Here is a 21,628-nt window from a genome sequence, read left to right as displayed (position 1 = left end):
TGCAATGGGACATTATCATAAATGATTTATACTTTTTTTATATATACCAGAAAACATCTTGACTTCATATGACAAATTATGTAAAATAGTTCAAGTGAGGCCTTGTATAGCCGCTTCCATTAGCCCCGGAGGCATATACTGGTTTACATTGATGTTATGAAAATAATTTAGACTATTTATATGGGAGGGATATATCGCATGAAGACAACGTTTATGGCAAATGCTCAGAATGTAGAGCGTAAATGGTATGTTGTAGACGCTGAAGGTCAGACTGTAGGTAGATTAGCTTCTGAAGTCGCAAAAGTTCTTCGCGGTAAACATAAACCAACCTTTACTCCACATGTTGATACCGGAGATTTCGTTATCGTAATCAATGCGGAGAAGGCTGTATTCACTGGTAAAAAATTAACTGACAAGATTTATTTCCGTCATTCCGGATACACTGGCGGTACTACATTTACTCCAGCCGGTCAGATGATGGATAAGTTCCCAACTCGTGTTATTGAGCACGCTGTCCGTGGCATGCTTCCACACAATCGTCTTGGTGAACAGATGTATAGAAAACTCAATGTTTATGCCGGTTCTGAGCATCCACATGCTGCACAGCAGCCTGAAGAGCTCAAACTGAGCATTCGCTAATACTTGGAAGGAGGAACATATAAATGGCATTAGTTAGCTACTACGGCACAGGCCGCAGAAAGTCTTCCATTGCAAGAGTTCGTCTTGTTCCAGGTGAAGGCAAGGTTACTATTAACGGTCGTGCAATGGATGAATATTTTGGTCTTAAGACTCTTGAGCTTATCGTGAGACAGCCTCTTGAGCTTACTGAGACTGTTGATAAGTATGATGTAATTGCTGATGTAAAGGGCGGCGGTGCTTCCGGTCAGGCAGGTGCTATCCGTCATGGCATCACCCGTGCTCTTATGGTTCTTGATGGCGAGCTTCGTCCTGCACTGAAGAAGGCTGGATTCGTTACTCGTGATCCTCGTGAGAAGGAACGCCGTAAGTATGGTCTCAAGAAGGCCCGTAAGGCATCCCAGTTCTCCAAGAGATAATTATATATTATCGGTATTTAAACCCTGCAGAATTTCTGCAGGGTTTTTTGATTCTCCATAGGTGATTGCCTGTTACATTATGAAAAAATTGACACAAAATTCAGAAAAATATTTCAATATTTTAAATTTTATGAGATAATATACCTATACTTTTATACCTTTATCAGGTAAATCGGAAGAGGGGGGTTATATGATTACTTTTTTATGTGCACTTGCTGCACTGATCCTGGGGTATTTTATCTATGGCAAAATTGTGGATAATGTCTTTGGTCCTACGGATAATCCTACGCCAGCTACAATTCATAATGATGGTGTGGATTATATTCCATTACCAACATGGAAGGTCTTTATGATTCAGTTATTAAATATTGCTGGCCTTGGACCGATTTTTGGTGCCCTGGGAGGAGCCCTGTGGGGGCCTTCGGTTTATTTCTGGATAGTTTTTGGTACTATTTTCGCCGGTGGTGTTCATGACTATCTGTCAGGGATGATTTCTCTTCGGGAAGATGGCAAGAGTATTTCTGAGGTTGTAGGAAATCATATGGGCAGTACTATGCTGCTGATCATGCGTGTATTTGCAGTTGTTCTTTTGGTACTTGTTGGAACCGTATTTATGACCGGCCCGGCAGGTCTTCTGGCGAAGCTGACAGGCGTGGCTGTTACCATTGTACTGCCATGTGTACTGCTGTATTATTTTTTGGCAACATTATTGCCTATTGATACATTGATCGCCAGATTTTATCCTTTGTTTGGAGCCTGTCTTATTATTATGGCTCTTGGAATCATGTGTGGTATGCTTTTTGGTGTAGGTGGTCATACAATGCCGGAAATGCAGCTGGCCAATCTGCATCCTCAGGGAGATGCAATGCCTATTTGGCCGCTTATGTTCATCACTGTGGCCTGTGGTGCAATTTCAGGCTTTCATTCCACTCAGTCTCCTATCATGTCCCGCTGCCTTACCAACGAGCGGTTAGGCCGTCCTGTATTCTATGGAGCCATGGTTGCTGAAGGTATTATTGCCCTTATTTGGGCAGCTGCAGGTGTTACCTTCTATGATGGCACTGGTGGACTGGCACAGGCTTTAAAAGCCGGTGGAGCAGGAACTGTTGTATATGATATCTGTGTAGGCTTTATGGGTGGTGACGGCAGTATGAGCGGATACTTGGGTGCTACCCTGGCTATGCTGGGTGTTATTGCCTGTCCTATCACCTCCGGCGATACAGCATTCCGTAGTGCCAGACTCACATTGGCAGATTGGTTTAATGTATCCCAGAACAAGGCTTTAAAGCGTTTGCTTTTTGCAGTTCCATTGCTGGGCATTGGCGGTATTCTTTCCCAGATGAATTTTGATATTATATGGCGTTATTTCTCCTGGACAAATCAGACTTTGGCCATGATAGTGCTTTGGACAGGTGCGACATACCTTTATCGTACTAAAAAGGGCAGCAAGGCTTGGTTGATGGCAGCAATTCCGGCTACATTTATGTCGGCAGTAACCTGCACCTATATCCTTCAGGCAAAGGAAGGCCTTCAGCTTGGTACGGCCATAAGCTATCCGGTGGGAATTATTTTTGCGGTTGTCTGTGTGGTACTCTTCACAGTAAAAGTGCTTAATAATAAGTCGTAATATATTTTTTACATTTGGCTGAAATCTGGCGGGAGTCAAATATTCCCGACGGATTTCAGCCTTTTTATGTATATTTTTAAGAAATCGCCCGGAAACTTTTTCAGGCGATATATCATAAGAGAATATATATGGCAAAAATATCCCGATAGAGTTATAATTATAAGAAGGTGTTTTTGCATTAATGCAAAAACATCCTTTAAATTTTTTTCCGTGGAGGTTCTTATGACAAAGATAAATATTTTTTCAGGCTTTTTGGGTGCAGGTAAGACAACCTTGATACAAAAGCTGATAAGTGATGGCTTTAATGATAAAATTTGCCTTATTGAAAATGAGTTTGGTGAGATTGCTATTGATGGCGGTTTTATGAAGGAAGCCGGTGTCGAAATAAAGGAAATCAATTCAGGCTGTATCTGCTGTTCATTAGTGGGAGATTTTGAGGAGTCACTTAAACAGGTTTTGGAAACATATCATCCAGACCGGATTATCATTGAACCATCAGGGGTAGGTAAGCTGTCTGATGTTAAGATAGCTGTATCCAAGGTTTGCAATGAGGATGTTGTTATTGAAGGCAGTATCGCGGTAGTACATGCAAAAAAATGCAAGATGTATGCCCGTAACTACGGTGAGTTCTTTATTGATCAGATTGCTCATGCTGACTGTATTGTCCTGAGCCGCAGCCAGGATGTAAATGAAAAGAAGCTGCAGGAAACCATTGATATTATCCGCGAGCATAATCCAAAAGCTCCTATTGTAACCACACCTTGGGACAATATTTCCGGAGTGCAGATACTGGATGCACTGCATCATAGTGAGCTTCTTACAGTAAATGACCTGGAGGAGCATCATCATGAGTGTGATGACCCTGAGTGCAGCTGTCATGACCACGAACATCATCATGACCATGATCATCATCACGAGCATGAGCATCATCATGAACATGAACACGAGCATGAGCATGAGCATCATCATCATGACCATGACCATCATCACGATCATGAATGCGATGATCCAAATTGCAGCTGTCATGAGCATGATCATGATCATCATCACCATCACCACGCAGATGATGTATTTGGCAGTTGGGGCGTTGAGACTACAAAGAAATATTCTGCCGATGAGCTGAAGCATATCCTGTCTGAACTGGTAAATGCCGACGAATATGGTGTTGTGCTTCGGGCCAAGGGAATAGTAATGTCTGTCAATGAAGGGGAATGGCTTCATTTTAATTATGTACCTGGAGAAAGCAGTGTGGAAACCGGTGCGGCTGATTATACCGGCAGATTCTGCGTTATTGGCAGCAAGCTTCATGAAGATAGCCTGAGAGAGCTTTTTATGGGAGAATAATGTATGAGTGTAAAAAAACAAAATGTTCCTGTATATTATTTTATGGGGCTCCTGGAGAGTGGTAAGACCAGTGTTATACGTGATTTTTTACAGAATAATCAGTTCGCCAAGGCTGAATGTAATTTAATCATAATGGGCGAGGAGGGTGAAGAGGAGCTGGAGGACAGCCTTCTTGAAGAAAGCCACTCCAAGGTTATTGTAGTGGATGATGTTGAGGAACTGACCACGGAATTTTATGAACAGTGCCAGGAAAAATATCATCCAAGCAGCGTCATTATTGAAGCCAATGGTATGTGGAGCCCATCTGATTACATGGATATTACCCTTCCGGAAGCATGGTTCGGTTTTCAGAATGTTGGTTTGGTAAATGCAGAAACTTTTGAGGTGTACCAGAAGAACATGAAGGACCGCTTTGTGGATTTATTCAGGTATTGTGAACTGATAATATTCAACAGATGTGATCATGCAACACGACAGCAGGATATACGACGCAATGTCCGGGTAGTCAATCGTAGGGTACAGGTGATTTTTGAATCGGACCTGGAGGATTTTGAGGAGGAGGCTCCTGAGCTGCCTTTTGATGTTCATCAGGATACCATTAATGTAGAGCTGGATGATTACGGTGCCTGGTTTGTGGATATGCAGGACCATCCTGAGGTTTATGATAAAAAACGGATGGTATTTGACGGATATATATGTTCTGCCCAAAAGAATAATGTTATTCATTATGGAGTAGGCAGGGTTGGTATGGCCTGTTGTGCAGAGGATATGATGTTCCTGGGCATAGCAGGAACCGGTGCTCCCTTTAAGCAGCTTGATTACAGGAAGAATGAGCGCAAATGGGGCAAGGTAACCGGGGTTATCCATGTTAAACAGGATAAAAACGGTGAAATAGAAAATATCAAAATCAAGGTGGAAGACTTTGAGGAAGCCCAGAAGCCTGAGGATACCATAGTATACTTTAATTAAGGGCAGGGGTTGTGTCGATGAAGCCTGATATATTGGAAAAAATACAGCAGGAGACAGATGGCTGGCCATATCTTTTGGAATTGCCTCAGGAATTGTATGGACTGACCTTCGGTAAGCTATACCGTGAGGTAGGGGATACCTTCGAACTGTTTTCCTATACAAATGAAGAAAAGCATTTAGGTGTAGTTGCTTATTATCATCAGGAAACGAAGGAATATAAGCTGAAAATCCGACGGGGGCTTACTGAGTTTTGTCTCATGCAGTTTATCACTGCTTCTTTTGCAGAATATGAGAAGTATCTGAAGCAATATCTTGAATCGGCAGTACATGACCTGGCAGTTTATAATCCGGACACTATCAGCTATGTTACAAGGGCGCTTAATATAACCCAATGGGATTACCGGGATATTTTGCCACAGGAGCTGGAAGGCTTTGAGCTGTTCATTAATCCCACCCAGATGGTGCGTGTGCTCAACGGCTCTTATATAGTTTTTGACTATTCCGACTTCAGCATTGAAAGCAATTTTATTATCTATTACAATGAATTTCGCAGTGAATTCTTTGGTGAAGCCCGGATAAAGAACATTCCGGAAATGAATTATACCTTTGATTCTAAAAATTTGGAGGAGCTTGAGGTTAAGCTGAAGGATCATATGCTGGACAGGCTGCGGGAAATACGCCAGCGGGCTGTTGGTACAGGTGTCTGACCGTATTCCGGTAATTAATCCGAGTATTTCGTCAGTCGTGACTTCCGGGGGAGAGAATTCCCTGGGAAAAGCTGTTTTGCTTTGATGGCCCTTGGGGGAAGTTCTTTCAGTTGCGGATAAATGACGGTCGTGATAAAATAATATAGTTATTTTGGCTGCTGTTTTGATACAGCAGCTTTTTATTGAGGTGGATTATGATAGTAATAGATAAGGCAATACTGCATATTCTTGATGTAAATGAATCCAGGGAGGTATTTTCTGATACTCTGCTTAATATGGATACAGCGGCTGTGGATTTTATGGTAAAGCATATTGAGAAAACGGTCAGCAGTCAGGATGCAAAAAAGGGCAGCTTTTATGAAAACAGTGAATTTAAGAAACTGGTGGAGGGATATTCAAAGGGGGAAATGGAATTTATTCCCTTTTCCCGGGAGGCTGCCGGATCACTGTATAAGGTATTGGTAACCGCAGAGGGGATAGCTTCAGCGGATTTGCTGATCTGTGATGCCTTGATAGATGAGACCAGATACCTGGTTATTTTCAAATGTAATAATCATCAGGGATATGTTCATCAGATTAATATAGATGAGGATGGTCTGGTAACTAATGAGCTGGTCAACAATTATGCCATATTGCCTGGCCTCAGTCAAAAAATAGATGAATTTGTGTTTATCAACCTGACAAACATGGAGGTTATGTCAAAATCCAAGAAATACAATGTGGATGGAAATTCCATATACCTGATACCGGAGTTGTTTCTGGAATGTGCCCAGACACCTTCTCCGGCTGAAACCATAAAGGAAATCAACAGGGTGGTTAAGAAGGTCACCGAGGCCTATTGTCAGGATCAGGTAGCAGCTGCTGCAGCTGTGAAGAATTTTATTGCTGATAATATACAGTCTGAAGCCGTGCTGGATCCTGTGGCAGTTGGTAAGGAAGTGTTTCATGACAATCCATCAATGCAGGCTGATTACAGTCAGGCGATGGAGAATGCAGGCTTTTCAGAGCCTGTAGAGGTAAATCAGGAAGCCACACTGAGGAAGATGAAGAAACACAAGCTGAGTACAGATACCGGGATAGAAATTACTATTCCTACGGATTATTTTGAGAATACTGATTTTGTTGAATTCTTCAAGGAGGATGATGGTTCAATGTCAATTACCCTGAAGAATATCCAGAATATCATCAACAGGTAATAATTAGGTGAATTATGGCTTTAAATGGCAATTTGGAAAATATAAAAGCAGGAGTTATACAGGAGCTGGAAGCCCTTTATGAGCTTGATATTCCACCGGGACAAATCATTACCCGGGAGGCAGCTGAAAAAATGCTGGAGCTTACTGGCGTGCTGGGGCGGGAAGTGGCTGTATACATCAATCGCAAGGGCATGGTGGTACAGGTATCAGTTGGTGATGATGCTACTGTAGAGCTGCCGGATATAAAGCAGAGAAGTGCCATCCGTCTGTCAGGGATACGGTGCGTACATACTCATCCAAGTGGTGATACCAGACTCTCAGCACCTGACCTGTCTTCCTTACGCAGTATGAGATTTGATTGCATGGTGGCTATTGGTCTTAAGCACAATAGGAAGATATATGGCAGTATGGCTTTTTTGAGCGGGGATATGACAGAGTCAGGGGCTTATGTGGTAAATGGCACCAAAGAGCTGTCATTAAAGGAATTAAATGATATTGACCTGGTGCAGCTTATTGTGCTGGTAAATAATGCATTGGGTAAAAATCGACTTAAGGATACCGAGGACCATAAAGAGAAAGCCATACTGGCCGGGGTAGCATTTTCTGCCAGAAAAAGTGCCTGGCAGGTGGAAGATTCCCTGGCTGAGCTACGGGGTCTGGTGGAAACTGCGGGAGCTGAAGTGGTGGCAGAGGTTGTCCAAAATAAGGACAAACCAGATAATGCTTATTTTCTTGGTAAAGGCAAGGTTGAGGAGATTGCCATGCTGGCCCAAAATGTTGAGGCAGACCTGCTGGTTATTGATGATGAAATATCACCTTCCCAGCAGCGAAATCTTGAATTGAGTACAGGGCTCAGGGTAGTGGACCGCACTGCACTTATTTTGGATATATTTGCCCAACGGGCCCGTTCCAGTGCCGGAAAACTCCAGGTTGAGCTGGCCCAGCTTAAATATAATCTGCCACGCTTGGGGGGCCAGGGGCTTGTAATGTCACGCCTTGGTGGTGGTATTGGCACCAGAGGCCCCGGGGAGACAAAGCTGGAAATGGATCGTAGGCGTATACATGGGCGCATTCATGATCTGGAGGAACAGCTGAAAAAACTGAAAAATCAGCGCAAGCTGCACAGAAATCAGCGCAAGCAGTCCAGATTGGCGTCGGCAGCTCTGGTAGGATATACCAATGCCGGTAAGTCCACCCTGCTCAATGCCTTGTCGGGGTCAGATGTGTTGGCAGAAGACAAATTGTTTGCTACCCTTGATCCCACTACCAGACTGGTTGACCTGGATGATAAGCAACAGCTGCTGCTTACTGATACAGTGGGATTTATTCAGAAATTGCCACATACCCTTGTAAATGCCTTTCAGGCTACATTGGAAGAAACTACAGAGGCTGATTTGTTGATTCATGTGGTGGATGCCAGTGACCCCAATTATGAATTACAGATACAGGCAGTTATCAATGTCCTTGATGAAATAGGCGCCAAGGAAAAACCATCCATATTTGTGTTCAACAAGGCAGACAGGCTTATGTCCAGTGGGGGCTCCGCCTTTGATGCCGGCAGGATGCTGCAGGACCGAGAGGGCGTTGTAATATCTGCCAAAAATCCCGATGATTTGCAGCTTTTAAAGGATAAGCTGGCCAGCTTCTTTAATCGTGGCAAGATAGTCCTGCAGCTTTGCATCCCTTACACCGAGGGCAGTATTATCACCCAGCTGCATGATGTTGGGAATGTACTTGGAACAGATTATGCTGAAAGCGGGACACTTCTTGAGGTGGAGCTACCGGCAGCTGAGGCTGATAAATATATGAAATATGAGATTAAGGAGTAAATTTAAATAATGGGTTTTTCAAAAAAATTAATTGATATAAAGAAACAGGTGCTGGCCGACAGTCAGCCAATGTTTGCGCGTGTAGATGCCATAGCTGAGGAAAACACCCTGAAGGTGCTTGATGCCATGCGTGACTGTCAGGTGGGCGAGGGGCATTTTAATACATCCTCCGGTTATGCATACAGTGATATGGGCAGGATAAAGGCCGATGAGCTTTTTGCAAAGGTATTTGGTGCGGAGCGTGCCTTGGTACGGACTCAGTTTGTTTCAGGGACCCATACTCTGGCTACGGTGCTTTTTGGAATACTCAGGCCCGGAGACCGTCTGCTGTCCATTACCGGGGCTCCTTATGATACCATGCAGACTGTAATTGGTTATACCTCAGAAAGTAAGGGCTCCTTAAAAGAGTTTGGAATCAAATATGATGAAATGCCAATGATAAATGGCAAAGTTGATATTGCAGGCATTCAGGGTAAAATGACAGCTGATACGAAAATGGTGCTTATACAGCGCTCCCGCGGATATTCCATGCGTGATCCCCTGAGCATTGATGACATTGAATCCATATGCAGCGAGGTGCATCGGATTAAACCTGACTGTATATGCTTCGTTGACAACTGCTATGGCGAATTTGTGGATACCAGGGAGCCCGTACAGGTAGGTGCTGATATTATGGCAGGGTCACTGATTAAGAATCCTGGTGGTGGTATAGCTCTTACCGGTGGATATATCTGTGGCCGTGATGAGCTGGTAGAGCTGGCTTCATACAGACTTACCTCCCCAGGAATGGGAGACGAGCTGGGAGCTTCCCTGGCCAACAACCGAATGATTTTTCAGGGTTTTTTTATGGCCCCCCATGTGGTGGCTCAAGCCATTAAAGGGGCAATTTTTGCGGCAGGTATGTTCAATGCATTGGGGTATAAGACCTTGCCACTGCCTACTGATGTTAGGGGAGATATTATCCAGGCGGTTCAATTGGATACCCCGGAAAATCTCATTGCCTTTTGTGGTGGGATACAGAAATATTCTCCGGTAGATTCCTTTGCTGCACCTGAGCCTTGGGATATGCCAGGGTATGATGACAAGATTATTATGGCTGCCGGGACATTTGTGCAGGGCGCTTCCATAGAGCTCAGTGCTGATGGCCCGATGAGAGCTCCATATAATGTTTACATGCAGGGCGGTATAACCTTTGAACATGCCGTTATAGGCATCATGGGAGCAGCTCAGGCAATAGAGGATTTAAAGGCATAAAAAAATGGTGTAACAGATGCAAAGCATGTTGTTACACCATTTTTGATTTACATTTGACGATAAACCCCGATTACTTTGCCGAGAATGGTAACATTTCTTTCATAGAAAGGTTCCATGGAATCGTTTTCCGGCTGTAGCCTGATGTAGTCCTTTTCGCGGAAAAACCTTTTGACCGTGGCGGCTTCACCGTTTACCAGAGCAACTACTATATCACTGTTGTTGGCGGTATTCTGCTGGCGTACCATAATGTAATCACCATCATAAATACCTGCATTGATCATGCTGTCACCGTCGACTTTCAGCATAAAGGTTTCACTGGTAGTGCCAAGGAGACTTTGTGGAAAGGCAAATACTTCTTCAATGTTTTCCTGTGCCAGGATAGGTGTTCCTGCAGTCACTGCTCCAACCAGAGGGACATTGACGGTCCGTTCCCATGGTTTATCCTCTAACAAATCGATAGCACGAGGCTTGGTCGGGTCCCGGCGGATAAGTCCGGCCTCTTCAAGCTGATTGAGGTAGCCGTGGACAGTAGAGCTTGACTTCAGCCCCACAGATTTTCCGATTTCCCGAACAGAAGGTGGATATCCCTTTTCCAGCAGGAATTCCTTAATGACATTGTAAATTTGGCCCATGCGCTCGTCTGCACACCTTTTGCGCCCCATAATTCACACCCCTTATCTTAACATGTACCAATAGTATATCACATATATGTTCTATTTCAAGTATAACCTATTTAAAAACAATGAATATTTTCATAAAAAAGAGGAATTCTGACTATATGTGTAGTATATTTCCTACACATGCATTTATCCGTTACTGATTGGAAAATAGGTAATATTCCTCATGGAAGGAATAGGCCTCATGATTTCATTCCGAATGGATGTGCCGCATATTTAAAAGGAGCATAAAACTTCATTTTGACAAGGCACCTGTATCGACCTTGAATCAGTTGGACTTTTTGTCTACGCACCATAAGACAGGATACATTATCTCAGGGTATCTGGTTTGCCTGAAAGAATTTTTATTATTCCAACAGACACAATTTGGCAGAAAGTAGTGAGAGGTGTAGTGTATGGAGCATATTCCTTATCTCTGTGAAGATGTAAACGAATTCAATTTGTTGGTGGATGAATTCACCCGTATCTTGCCGAATTTTGGTCACTATTCCTCTATTTTGGCAACTGTTTTTGTTGATGTTAAAATCAAAAAAGATACACCCCTGTTGGTAAAGAAACTGAAATCGGTATTACCTGATGCAAAAATTATAGGTGGTACCGTTTCGGCCAATATTACTGCAGGGGTTATTAATTATTATGGAATATCGGTTACCTTTTCAGTTTTTAAGTTTGCCCAGGTTGATGTGATGCCCTTAATTTGGGAAGACAGTGAAAGCAGACAGATTGGCAAAAATTTTTTGGAGATACTAATGCACACCGGGGAGGTAGCAGCCATAGAAATGCTGACTTCCGGGTATTCCTTGGAGATGGTGCCATTCTTTGAGGAGTTATCCAAAATACCATCTGATATTGTGTTTTTTGGTGGTGTAGTAGATGATGGTACTGTTTCAGGCCAGGGATTTGTTTTCACTGGGGATGAAACCATATATCGTGGTCATGTTGTAGCTGTTTTCAAAGGGGAATCACTACATGTAAATGTAGGCTACGGAAGTGGGTGGCGCCCTTTGGGAAAAACCATGACGGTTACCAAGATGAAGGGGTTCCATACAATCTGTGAAATAGATGATATTCCGGTAAAGAACATATATGAAAAATATCTTGGTACCTCCCGGTGGGATGAGGATTTTTTGCGGGAATCAGTTGTTTTTCCGTTTTCAGTAATGCGTAATGGTACATCTCTGTCACGATTGCCCCGGATGGTTGAAACTGATGGTAGTGCCAGTTATGGTGCGGATTTTAAGGTGGGGGACAAGGTGCGCCTGTGTTATGGCAATCCTGACATTATCATTTACGAGGCCCGCAACCTTCAACAGGATATGATAAGGTTTTCTCCGGAGGGTATGTTTGCAGTGAGCTGCTGGGCCAGGAAACAGATTCTGCACAAGGATGTTAACCAGGAGCTGGAGGCCTGCCGAAAATCTGCACCGTCTACAGGAGTATATGCTTTTGGTGAGTATATAAGGTCTAATACCGGGGAAATATTTTTGAACAATATGTGTTTGTCAATTATAGGCATGCGGGAAGGCCCTGTGGTGCTGAAACCAATGGATGAGATAAAGCTGGAGCCTGTGAAATTGGAACGCACAAACAGTGTATTAAGCCATATGATGCACTTTGTACAGGCTGTTTCCAGCGAGCTGGAGGAAAGCAACCGACAGCTAAGATCTCTGGCCCAGACTGACTTTCTGACGAATCTCATGAATCGTGGTGAATTGGAAGCTGAAATGGAGAATTCCCTGTATGAGGGGAAGTTTGGTGTCAGGATAACCACTGTACTGATGATGGATATTGATAACTTCAAGCAGATTAATGATACCTATGGCCATGATATAGGAGATAGCGTACTGAAGAGTGTGGCGGAGATCATAAAGCAGTCCATACGCAGCACTGACAGAGCAGGTCGCTGGGGCGGAGATGAATTTATTATTGTATTTAATAATGCCGGGGCAGATGCAGCCAGAAATGTGGCTGTCCGTATCAGGGACAGGATTATGAAGATGGATCTGCAGGTGGTTGAATACATAATAACAGTTAGTATTGGTATTACAGAGGCGGTTACTGATGATACTGTACTAACCCTGTTTCAAAGAGTTGATTCAGCACTGTATAAATCAAAAAAACAGAATGGAAAGAACAGCATTACTATCTTATAGCCTGATGGCAGGGTGAAAATAAGCACAAAAAAAGCAGAAGCGTAGGGCTCCTGCTTTTTTGTGCCGTCAATCATAAGGTGATTTAAGCATTATTTTATGATTTTTGTCAATACATCATCCAAATTGTTAAGTACATTGTCAATATCCTGAGCCGTAATTACCAGTGGAGGCTGGAAAGCCATGACATTTCTTGCTATACCGTTTTTGCCGATAATAAAGCCCCGGTTTTTCATTTCTTCGAGGACCTGATCCAATTCATCTGCTGCCGGGCTCTTGTCGCTGTGTACGAATTCAGCACCACGCATCAGTCCCAGTCCACGGATGTCCCCAATTACAGGATGCTTGGACTGAAGCTCCTTAAGACCGTTATAGAGCTGTTGGCCGCGTTCCTGGGCATTTTTAAGCAGATTATGCTTTTCAATATAATTCAGCACACCGATACCGGCCATTGATGATACAGGATTTCCGCCCAGGGTGGACGCTCCCGGCTTGGTGTAGGTATCAGCTATTTTTGCTGAGGCAGTAAAGGCTGAGATAGGTGCACCATTACCCAAGGCCTTAGCCATGGTCATAATATCTGGAACAACATCATAATTTTGGATGGCAAACATCTTTCCGGTACGGGCAAAACCGGTTTGAACCTCATCAATAATAAGCAGCGCACCGTAATGTTCCAATATTTCCTTGACACGCTTAAAATATCCCTTTGGTGGGGTAATGATTCCTGCATTTCCCTGGATTGATTCAGCAATCAGAGCCGCCGGATGTCCGCTGGTGGAGGTCTTGATAATATCCTCTACTGCATTGGCACAAGCCAGATCGCATTCAGGATATTTTTTCCCCAAAGGGCAACGATAACAATAAGCATTGGGCGCAAAATGAATTCCTCCACAAGGGTGTGGGTCGGTACGCCACATCTGAATACCGGTAACACTCATGGTCAGCTTGGTGCGGCCATGCAGTCCGTTTCTGAGACTGATAAATTCATCATTGCCGGTGTATATGGATGCCAGAAGCATGGCACCTTCATTTGCTTCGGTTCCAGTAGAACAGAAGAAGGTTTTCTGTAAATCACCCGGTGTCACCTGGGCCAGCTTTTCTGCCAGGTTAACAAAGTTTTCAGTGAGGTAGACATTACATACATGCTGAAGTGACTGCACCTGTTTTACGACTTCTGCATTGATTTCCGGATTGCAGTGACCACAGTTGATTACAGACACACCAGCGAAGCAGTCCAGATATTTCCTGCCCTCACTGTCAAACAGATATTGCATTTCACCCTTTACAAACTGTCGTGGTTCCTTATAAAAGTGTGCCAGGCAGGGCATAATGTATTTCTTCTTCTTTTCAAGAATGGCTTCTGGGCCGATAGGCTTTTCAAGTGACATATTCAGCATCTCCTAAACTATTATAACTTGGTGTAAGATGTCCCCTTCCTCTATAGGTGGGGGGACAATCTTTAACAGGTGGTGAGCATATTTCCCACCTCGTTGAAACGCTAATTTGGAAGATTTTTCTTTTTTAAAAGAAAAATTTGAACAATGGCGTTATAAAATGGGGGGAAGGATGTTCCCTTTTTTTGCCGATACTATTTGGCATTACAGCATTATATTACAGAGAATCCTGTGACTGGCGGAAGCGGTAGACGCCAATACCAAGCTGGCGCGGCCCTGATTCCTGCAGCTCCCTGAACACAGCTTCATCAAAGTGAGGCTTGCCATTGTCAAGGTTATCCAGTGCCTTGCGGTAAGCCGCTGTCAGGCTTGCTGTGAGTTCTGGGGAATAATCCTTGGCTTCAATACGGAAAGCACCAATACCGTTAAATTTATCCAGATAAGGATAGTAGCATAAATCCTTGGTGAATAGTATATGGTTGCGGTTGAACTGGTCCATGCGCAGGGAATGAATGCCTCCTACCTTGTCCTTCAGCGCATAGTGACGATTTACGAATTCCGGATTCACCAAATGCTTGTATGGCAGAATCATTCCGGCAAAATTATGGTCACAAATCATTGATTCGTAGGAGCCATGCACAATGACCTCTATTGGCAGAGGCGAATTTTCCACCAGCTTTCGCAGCTGTCCAAAGGAAAGCTCCAGGGAGGCAGTGGCCATCTTTATGCCGTTTTTCTTCATAAAGCTGGCTGCCATGTGGTTGAAAAGATTGAAGGAAAAATCTGCCTGGACAGGAAGCTTGGTGTGTTCCTGGGCCAGCTTCAGGGAGCCCAGGTTGCTGACCATTATGCCGTCGGGATTCAGGCTGTTTATGGCATGCAGATATTGCTCCAGCTCACCACATTCCCGACGCATGGTGGTGCGGGGCGTGCTGATTACAATTTTTGTGTCAGTTTTTCTGCCAATGGCTATAGCTTTTTCAACATCCTTGATGGACCATGGCTTTTTAGGTTTAAACACCTCACCGGAAAGATATACTATATCTGCACCGTTTTTACATGCAGCCTCTACACTGTCAATATCAGAGACCTGTACTGATAACAAGCGCTTTGCAGGATTTTCCTTTGCGATAGCGGGTTCGGATTTGAGAATTTCATCCTGGAAGCCGGCCTCTTCCACAGCTTCACTGAAGAAGCGTGGCTCGCGGGACCCGTCAAAACCAATATCACTGGCATCGGGTTGTCCCAGGGCGAAGGCTGTGGTGAAATTCCGGGCACGGTTCTTATATAAATCCTGCCAGTCCTCCTCATTTACCTGGTAGCCAAAAGGATCGGCAATATAATTGTCAATAGCCCTGCGATAGGTGGAAACAATGCGGCGTATAAAATCGGCCGGACGCATACGCCCTTCGATTTTAAAGGAGAATACTCCTGCCTGTATAAGCTCCGGAATATTACGGTACATGCACATATCGTTAAGGGCAAGCTTGTAATCGTGCTGATCGTCCGGATCGAGAAGCTCTCCTGTTTTTTCGTCAATCAATTTATATGGCCACCGGCAAGGCTTGAGACAACGGCCACGGTTGCCACTCTGCCCAAATACTACGCCGGAGTGGATGCACTGACCACTTTCGGCAATGCACATGTCACCATGCATGAAATATTCGATTTCCAAACCGGTGCGTTCCTTGAACAGTGACATTTCCGACAAGGTCATTTCCCTGCCTACAACAATGCGGGTAATGCCATATTCCTTCAGTTTTTTGATGGCATGCTCATTGTGGGTGTTCATCATTACGGAAGTGTGCAGGGGGATATCTATTCCCATTTCCCTGGTGATTTCCAATACGGCAAAATCCTGGACCAGAATGGCATCAGGGCGTATTTCGTTTAGATAAGCCAAATATTTTTTTAGTGGCTCAACCTCATCAACACTTATGAGATTATTAAGGGTTATATAGAGCCTTACATCGTGGGCATGGGTGTATTCAATCGCCTTTTTCAGCATTTCATCATCAAAATTTGTATCCTTGTTGCGGTGCATTCTCATATTGAAGTGCTTACCGCCCAAATACACAGCGTCAGCACCGGCTTCTACTGCAGCGACAAGGGCATCCCAATTGCCGGCAGGTGCTAAAAGCTCAACGGATTTACGATTTAAAATCATTATATTGTTACTCCTTTTATGTAAGATATTTTTGGCTTTCAATTATAAATTTGCATACCATTTTATAGTATAACAATTTTTGTATAAATAATAAAGTAGTAGATAGTTAATGCCATAGGATGTAATGAAACAGACCATAGGCAGCTGTTTTCGGGAAGTTTAAGGGAGGGAATTTTTTAGCTGTTTGCAGCCATGGGGGGATTTTTCTGTTGACACTGTAGGATAGCATACAACATAAAACGCTAGACAGTCAGGGGGGCATATGTTTTAATTAACATGAAGGAGTGTGCGACAAATGGAAAGGATACAAAAGCTGATCAGTCGTGCTGGTGCTGCCTCCCGTCGAGAGGCAGAAAAACTTATCCTTGCCGGCAGGGTAACCCTAAATGGCAGGGTAGTTAGTGAGCTTGGAGTACAGGCAGATGATAATGATGAAATTTTAATAGATGGAGTTGCAATAAACAGGAAGCAGCCACGGCTGTATTTTTTATTGAACAAGCCCAAAGGGTATCTGAGTACAGTCAGGGATGATCGTGGGCGCAGGACTGTTATTGAATTGTTGCCTGAGGTCAATGAATATATATATCCAATAGGCCGTCTTGATTATGATACAGAGGGACTTTTACTGCTTACCAATGACGGGGAGCTGATGAATGGGCTCCTTCATCCCCGCTATGAGGTCAATAAAACCTATCTGGCCAAGGTGAAGGGAACGGTAATGGGGGAAGTGCTTCAGAAACTCCGTACCGGGATAATGCTGGAGGATGGTATCACCGCACCGGCTGAGGTCAGGTTTTTGGAATATAATGAAAAAGGAAATTGGTCACGGATTCAGATAACCATACATGAGGGGCGCAACCGTCAGGTAAGGAGAATGTTTTCGGCCGTAGGTCATGATGTGCTGGCATTAAAAAGAACTGCCTTTGCCGGCCTGACATTGGTGGGAGTATCCCGGGGAAAATATCGGGAGCTTACAGGTGATGAGGTGGCAGGGCTTAGACATATTGCAGGAGGGCCGGGAAAAAATAATGAATAATATTGTTGTGGTAGGAGCCGGTCCTGCCGGTATGATGGCTGCCATCAAAGCGGCAGAGAATGGTGCGAAGGTTACTGTTCTGGAAAAAATGAAGCAGCCCGGAAAGAAAATGTTGATTACCGGCAAGGGCCGCTGTAATCTGACAAATACGGCTGAGATACCTGAGCTCATTAAAAACATTCCCGGTAATGGCAAGTTTCTGAATAGCTGTATCCATGCCTTTGATAATGAGGATGTACAATATTTTTTTAATGGAATCGATGTACCGACAAAGGTGGAACGAGGTGGCCGCGTATTTCCAGTTAGTGACAAAGCGGCTGACCCGGTGAATGCAATGGTACTTCGCATTCATGAGCTGGGAATAAGGCTGCTCACCGGGGTAAGGGTTTCGGAAATAATAATCGAAGACGGTGTAGCTGCGGGTGTTAAAACAGAGGATAAAACTGTATTCCCTGCAGAGGCTGTCATTGTGGCTACCGGTGGTTCATCTTACCCGGGGACAGGTTCTACCGGTGATGGTTATAGGATGGCAGAGAATATTGGCCATACCGTAATCAATCAGCTGCCATCCCTGATACCTCTTGAACTGGAGGAGGAATGGGTGCAGGATTTACAGGGCCTGTCATTAAGAAATGTGCAGATTACCCTGATGGCTGACGAGAAAAAGGTGGCTGAAAAATTTGGGGAAATGCTGTTTACCCACTTCGGGGTCAGCGGTCCAATAATCCTGTCATTGAGCCGGGAAGCAGCACAGCTGCTGGACGCTGGGAGCTTTGTGGAGCTGATGCTTGACCTGAAGCCAGCCTTGAGCTTTGAGCAGCTGGATGCAAGAATAGTCAGGGATTTTGAAAAATATCAGCGGAAGGAAATCAAAAATGCCATGAAGGACCTTTTACCAGGAAGGCTGATAGCCCCGGTGTTGGATGCGGCATATCTGGCAGCTGATCGGATGGTAAATTCTGTGACCAGGGAGGAGCGTCATAGACTGGTAACCGCCCTAAAGGGGTTACTGATGACTGTAACCGGTACCAGGCCTATTGCAGAAGCCATTGTCACTGCCGGTGGAGTATCCGTAAAGGAAATTAACCCGAAGACAATGGAGTCAAAGCTTATAAAAAATCTTTTTTTTGCCGGAGAAGTGGTTGATGTAGACGCTTTTACAGGAGGCTACAATCTTCAGGCAGCTTTTTCCATGGGAGCTGCGGCAGGCAATTGGTGCGTATGGAATGAATAGGGGGATTTATCAGGTGGATAGTAAAATAATACGGCCTGCAACGAAGGCACTCAGAGGAGAAATCGTTATACCGGGAGACAAATCTGTTTCCCATAGGGCGGTTATGTTTTCTGCATTAGGGACCACACCAGTTCATATCACCAATTTCCTCCCTTCGGCAGATTGCCTCTCTACGGTAGGTGTAATGAGGGCGTTAGGGGCTAAGGTCGATATCCTTGGAGATACAGAGCTGGTGGTACAGGGCAATGGCCTTCATGGACTGCAGGAGCCGGAAACAGTCCTGGATGCAGGTAATTCAGGTACCACATTGAGACTCATGATGGGGATGTTGGCTCCTCAGAGATTTATGTCAGTATTTACCGGTGACAGTTCATTACATAAGCGGCCAATGGGGAGGGTGATAAATCCCCTGAGGAAAATGGGGGCAAATATTTTTGCCCGGGGAGAGAATACAAAATTGCCTATTGCCATCATTCCTCCCAAGGAACCTTTGCAGGGGTTTACCTATGATATGCCGGTGGCCAGTGCCCAGGTAAAATCAGCCGTGCTGTTGGCGGGGCTCTTTGCCCGGGGAAATACAACAGTAGTAGAGCCATATCCTTCAAGAAATCATACCGAGCTTATGCTGGAAGCCTTCGGTGTGAATCTGGAATATGATGGAAACAGCATAACAGTTGAACCACCTGAAACAATGACAGCTCCTGAGGAACTGGTGGTGCCGGGGGATATAAGCTCGGCGGCATTCTGGATGGTGGCTGCATCAATCATTCCGGGCAGTGAGCTCCTGCTGAAAAATGTTGGAGTCAATGATACCAGAACAGGGATAATCGATGTGATGAAGGCTATGGGGGCAGATGTGGCAATGCTCAATAAGCGTAAAAGTGGCGGTGAGCCGGTGGCGGATATCAGGGTCCGACATGCAAGGCTGCATGGAACATCCTTTGGAGCCGATATTATTCCACGGCTGGTGGATGAGATACCTGTCATTGCCGTAGCGGCAATGTTCGCTGAAGGGGATACGATAATTACCGGTGCCGGAGAGCTTAGAGTAAAGGAAACAGACCGCCTGGAAGCTATATGTGCCCAGTTCGGCAAGCTGGGTGGGGTTATTGACGGCCAGGAGGATGGCCTTGTGATTCATGGAGGAAGCGTTCCGGTTAATGGCGAATGCTTCAGCCATGATGACCATAGAATGGCTATGAGCCTAGCCATTGCTGGAATGGCCGGTGCCGGGGTGACCATTGTAAATCCGGATTGCATAGCTATTTCCTATCCGGGATTTTATGATGAACTGGATAATTTGCTGAACAAATAATATAATTTGGAGAGATAAGATCATGAAAAAATTAGTAGTTGCAATAGATGGCCCTGCAGGTGCCGGAAAGAGTACTGTTGCCCAGCTGGCAGCCAAGAGTCTTGGATATACATATATTGATACCGGAGCAATGTATAGGGCAGTTGCCTGGAAAACCTTGCAGCAAAATCAGGAAGTGACTGATGAGCTTATTGTGGATATAGTCAGTGATATCAGCGTGGTGCTGGAATACAAGGGAGGAAAAACCTTTGTATATGTGGATGGCAAGGATGTATCCGGGGAGATCCGTACCCCGGAGGTGACAGGTATCGTTTCTCAAGTGGCCGCATTGAGACCTGTAAGGGAAAAATTAGTGGAGCTGCAGCGTAATATGGCTACTCAGGGTGGAGTAATCATGGATGGTCGCGATATTGCCACCAATGTTCTGCCTAATGCCGATATAAAGCTGTTCCTGACAGCCTCAATTGCCGAAAGGGCCCAAAGGCGTTATGATGAGATGAAAGCCAAGGGCTATGATGTAGATATGGATCAGCTGAAAAAGGATATTGCTGCCAGGGACAAGGCTGACAGTGAGCGGGAAATATCCCCTTTGGTACAGGCAGAGGATGCTGAGCTGATTGATACAAGTGATATGAGCATTGATGAAGTAGTACAGGCTATTCTTGACAGATGCAGGTGATAAAATGTTTTACAGTATACTGAAATTTATTTTAACTATTTTGTTTGGAATATTGTTCAGACCAAGGGTGGTTGGCAGGGAAAATGTCCCTCTTGAAGGTGGCATGATAATGGCGGCAAATCATTTGAGCAACTGGGATCCTCCTGTTGTTGGCACCTATATGCCGCGGCCTGTTGCTTATATGGCCAAGGAGGAGCTCTTCAGCCCTGCTATAGCCGGAGTAATAATTCGCAACCTCTATGCATTTCCGGTAAAGCGCGGTGCAGCAGACAGGGGTGCCATTAAAACAGCGTTGGGGATATTAAAGCAGGGCCTTTGCCTGGGAGTTTTCCCTGAGGGGACCAGGAGCAAGGATGGCAAAACCCATAAGGCTGAGTCAGGAGTAGCACTTTTGGCGGCCATGGGCAAGGTGCCGGTGGTGCCAACAGCCATAATTGGCACGAACAAAATCTTCCAGAATGGTGGCTTTCTGCCCCGTCTGCAAATTATTTTTGGCGAGCCGGTTTATTTTGAGGGAAAGCATAATGACAAGGAAGAGCTGGCAAATTTTTCAAAAAAAATTATGGATAAAATCGATAATTTAATAAAAATAAATAGCCAATATTGAAAAATAATGTTATACTGATTGAGTATGTTGAGTATATTTAAAATATTAACCTATTAGGTGATAAATATATGGAAGTAATCCTTGCAGAAAATTTGGGATTTTGCTATGGGGTCAAGAGGGCGATACAGATTGCTGAGGATTCAGCACAACCCAACCAGGTTACAAATACTCTGGGGCCCATAATACATAATCCGCAAATGGTTGCAAAGCTGGCAGAAAATGGTGTGGGAATGGTAAATTCCCTGGATGAGGTCAATGAAGGGACCGTAATTATACGGTCACATGGTGTTGGACCTTCGGTATATAAGCGTGTTGAGGACCTTGGACTCAATATGGTGGATGCGACCTGTCCCCATGTAAGAAAGGCACAGATGTCAGCTAAAAT

At 44.5% G+C, this 21,628-nt stretch carries 18 protein-coding genes and 1 pseudogene; 16 read left to right on the top strand and 3 right to left on the bottom strand.

The annotated features are described in order from the left end of the window. Positions 1-198 precede the first annotated feature (198 nt). From rplM to K6C05_RS05885, 9 genes are all read left to right on the top strand, one after another. Positions 199-639, top strand: a complete 441-nt coding sequence (gene rplM, locus K6C05_RS05925) for a 50S ribosomal protein L13 (RefSeq protein WP_296732436.1) — start codon at positions 199-201, stop codon at positions 637-639. A gap of 23 nt (positions 640-662) precedes the next feature. After that, positions 663-1,055 (top strand): 30S ribosomal protein S9, encoded by a 393-nt coding sequence (rpsI, locus tag K6C05_RS05920; protein ID WP_290656787.1) that lies wholly within the window; start codon positions 663-665, stop codon positions 1,053-1,055. A gap of 190 nt (positions 1,056-1,245) precedes the next feature. Next, the gene (locus K6C05_RS05915; RefSeq protein ID WP_296732429.1) at positions 1,246-2,682 is read left to right on the top strand and encodes a carbon starvation CstA family protein; all 1,437 of its coding nucleotides are present in this window, start codon (positions 1,246-1,248) and stop codon (positions 2,680-2,682) included. Between the two features lie 222 nt (positions 2,683-2,904). After that, complete coding sequence (locus K6C05_RS05910; RefSeq protein WP_296732427.1) at positions 2,905-4,026, top strand: CobW family GTP-binding protein; 1,122 nt, start codon at positions 2,905-2,907, stop codon at positions 4,024-4,026. Between the two features lie 3 nt (positions 4,027-4,029). Further along, positions 4,030-4,995, top strand: a complete 966-nt coding sequence (locus K6C05_RS05905) for a GTP-binding protein (RefSeq protein WP_296732425.1) — start codon at positions 4,030-4,032, stop codon at positions 4,993-4,995. 17 nt (positions 4,996-5,012) lie between these two features. Then, complete coding sequence (locus K6C05_RS05900) at positions 5,013-5,702, top strand: hypothetical protein (protein ID WP_296732423.1); 690 nt, start codon at positions 5,013-5,015, stop codon at positions 5,700-5,702. Positions 5,703-5,896: 194 nt separating this feature from the next. After that, entirely contained in the window at positions 5,897-6,898 is a 1,002-nt protein-coding gene (locus K6C05_RS05895; protein WP_296732420.1) for a nucleoid-associated protein, read from the top strand. A 14-nt stretch (positions 6,899-6,912) separates the two neighbouring features. Then, positions 6,913-8,727 (top strand): GTPase HflX, encoded by a 1,815-nt coding sequence (hflX, locus tag K6C05_RS05890; RefSeq protein ID WP_296732417.1) that lies wholly within the window; start codon positions 6,913-6,915, stop codon positions 8,725-8,727. 9 nt (positions 8,728-8,736) lie between these two features. Next, entirely contained in the window at positions 8,737-9,981 is a 1,245-nt protein-coding gene (locus tag K6C05_RS05885; RefSeq protein ID WP_296732414.1) for a methionine gamma-lyase family protein, read from the top strand. 47 nt (positions 9,982-10,028) lie between these two features. Here K6C05_RS05885 and lexA read toward each other — a convergent pair whose 3' ends face one another. Continuing rightward, positions 10,029-10,613: a transcriptional repressor LexA gene (gene lexA, locus K6C05_RS05880; RefSeq protein ID WP_296732484.1), complete on the bottom strand. Its 585-nt coding sequence runs from the start codon at positions 10,611-10,613 to the stop codon at positions 10,029-10,031. Between the two features lie 440 nt (positions 10,614-11,053). Between lexA and K6C05_RS05875 the strand changes: the two genes are divergently transcribed. Continuing rightward, positions 11,054-12,811 (top strand): GGDEF domain-containing protein, encoded by a 1,758-nt coding sequence (locus tag K6C05_RS05875; RefSeq protein ID WP_296732411.1) that lies wholly within the window; start codon positions 11,054-11,056, stop codon positions 12,809-12,811. Positions 12,812-12,900: 89 nt separating this feature from the next. Here the strand turns inward: K6C05_RS05875 and K6C05_RS05870 are convergent, their stop codons facing one another. Then, positions 12,901-14,199 (bottom strand): aspartate aminotransferase family protein, encoded by a 1,299-nt coding sequence (locus K6C05_RS05870; protein ID WP_296732408.1) that lies wholly within the window; start codon positions 14,197-14,199, stop codon positions 12,901-12,903. Between the two features lie 223 nt (positions 14,200-14,422). Continuing rightward, positions 14,423-16,372 (bottom strand): U32 family peptidase, encoded by a 1,950-nt coding sequence (locus K6C05_RS05865; RefSeq protein ID WP_296732406.1) that lies wholly within the window; start codon positions 16,370-16,372, stop codon positions 14,423-14,425. 295 nt (positions 16,373-16,667) lie between these two features. Here K6C05_RS05865 and K6C05_RS05860 point away from each other — a divergent pair, with 295 nt between their 5' ends. From K6C05_RS05860 to K6C05_RS05835, 6 genes and pseudogenes are all read left to right on the top strand, one after another. Continuing rightward, the gene (locus K6C05_RS05860) at positions 16,668-17,408 is read left to right on the top strand and encodes a pseudouridine synthase (RefSeq protein WP_296732403.1); all 741 of its coding nucleotides are present in this window, start codon (positions 16,668-16,670) and stop codon (positions 17,406-17,408) included. Then, positions 17,401-18,642 (top strand): NAD(P)/FAD-dependent oxidoreductase, encoded by a 1,242-nt coding sequence (locus tag K6C05_RS05855; RefSeq protein WP_296732401.1) that lies wholly within the window; start codon positions 17,401-17,403, stop codon positions 18,640-18,642. Before K6C05_RS05860 ends, K6C05_RS05855 begins: the two co-directional genes overlap by 8 nt. Next, entirely contained in the window at positions 18,635-19,957 is a 1,323-nt protein-coding gene (gene aroA / locus K6C05_RS05850; protein ID WP_296732397.1) for a 3-phosphoshikimate 1-carboxyvinyltransferase, read from the top strand. Before K6C05_RS05855 ends, aroA begins: the two co-directional genes overlap by 8 nt. A 22-nt stretch (positions 19,958-19,979) precedes the next feature. Further along, complete coding sequence (gene cmk / locus K6C05_RS05845) at positions 19,980-20,636, top strand: (d)CMP kinase (protein ID WP_296732396.1); 657 nt, start codon at positions 19,980-19,982, stop codon at positions 20,634-20,636. 4 nt (positions 20,637-20,640) lie between these two features. After that, positions 20,641-21,243: a lysophospholipid acyltransferase family protein gene (locus K6C05_RS05840; protein WP_296732394.1), complete on the top strand. Its 603-nt coding sequence runs from the start codon at positions 20,641-20,643 to the stop codon at positions 21,241-21,243. Between the two features lie 68 nt (positions 21,244-21,311). Next, positions 21,312-21,628: pseudogene (locus tag K6C05_RS05835) on the top strand (4-hydroxy-3-methylbut-2-enyl diphosphate reductase); the annotation flags it as partial.

The sequence above is a fragment of the Anaerovibrio sp. genome, from assembly GCF_024697385.1.
In the GTDB taxonomy this organism is placed as follows: Bacteria; Bacillota; Negativicutes; order Selenomonadales; family Selenomonadaceae; genus Anaerovibrio.
Note: the sequence above shows the minus strand (reverse complement) of the source record. Positions and strands in the feature narration are given on the sequence as shown.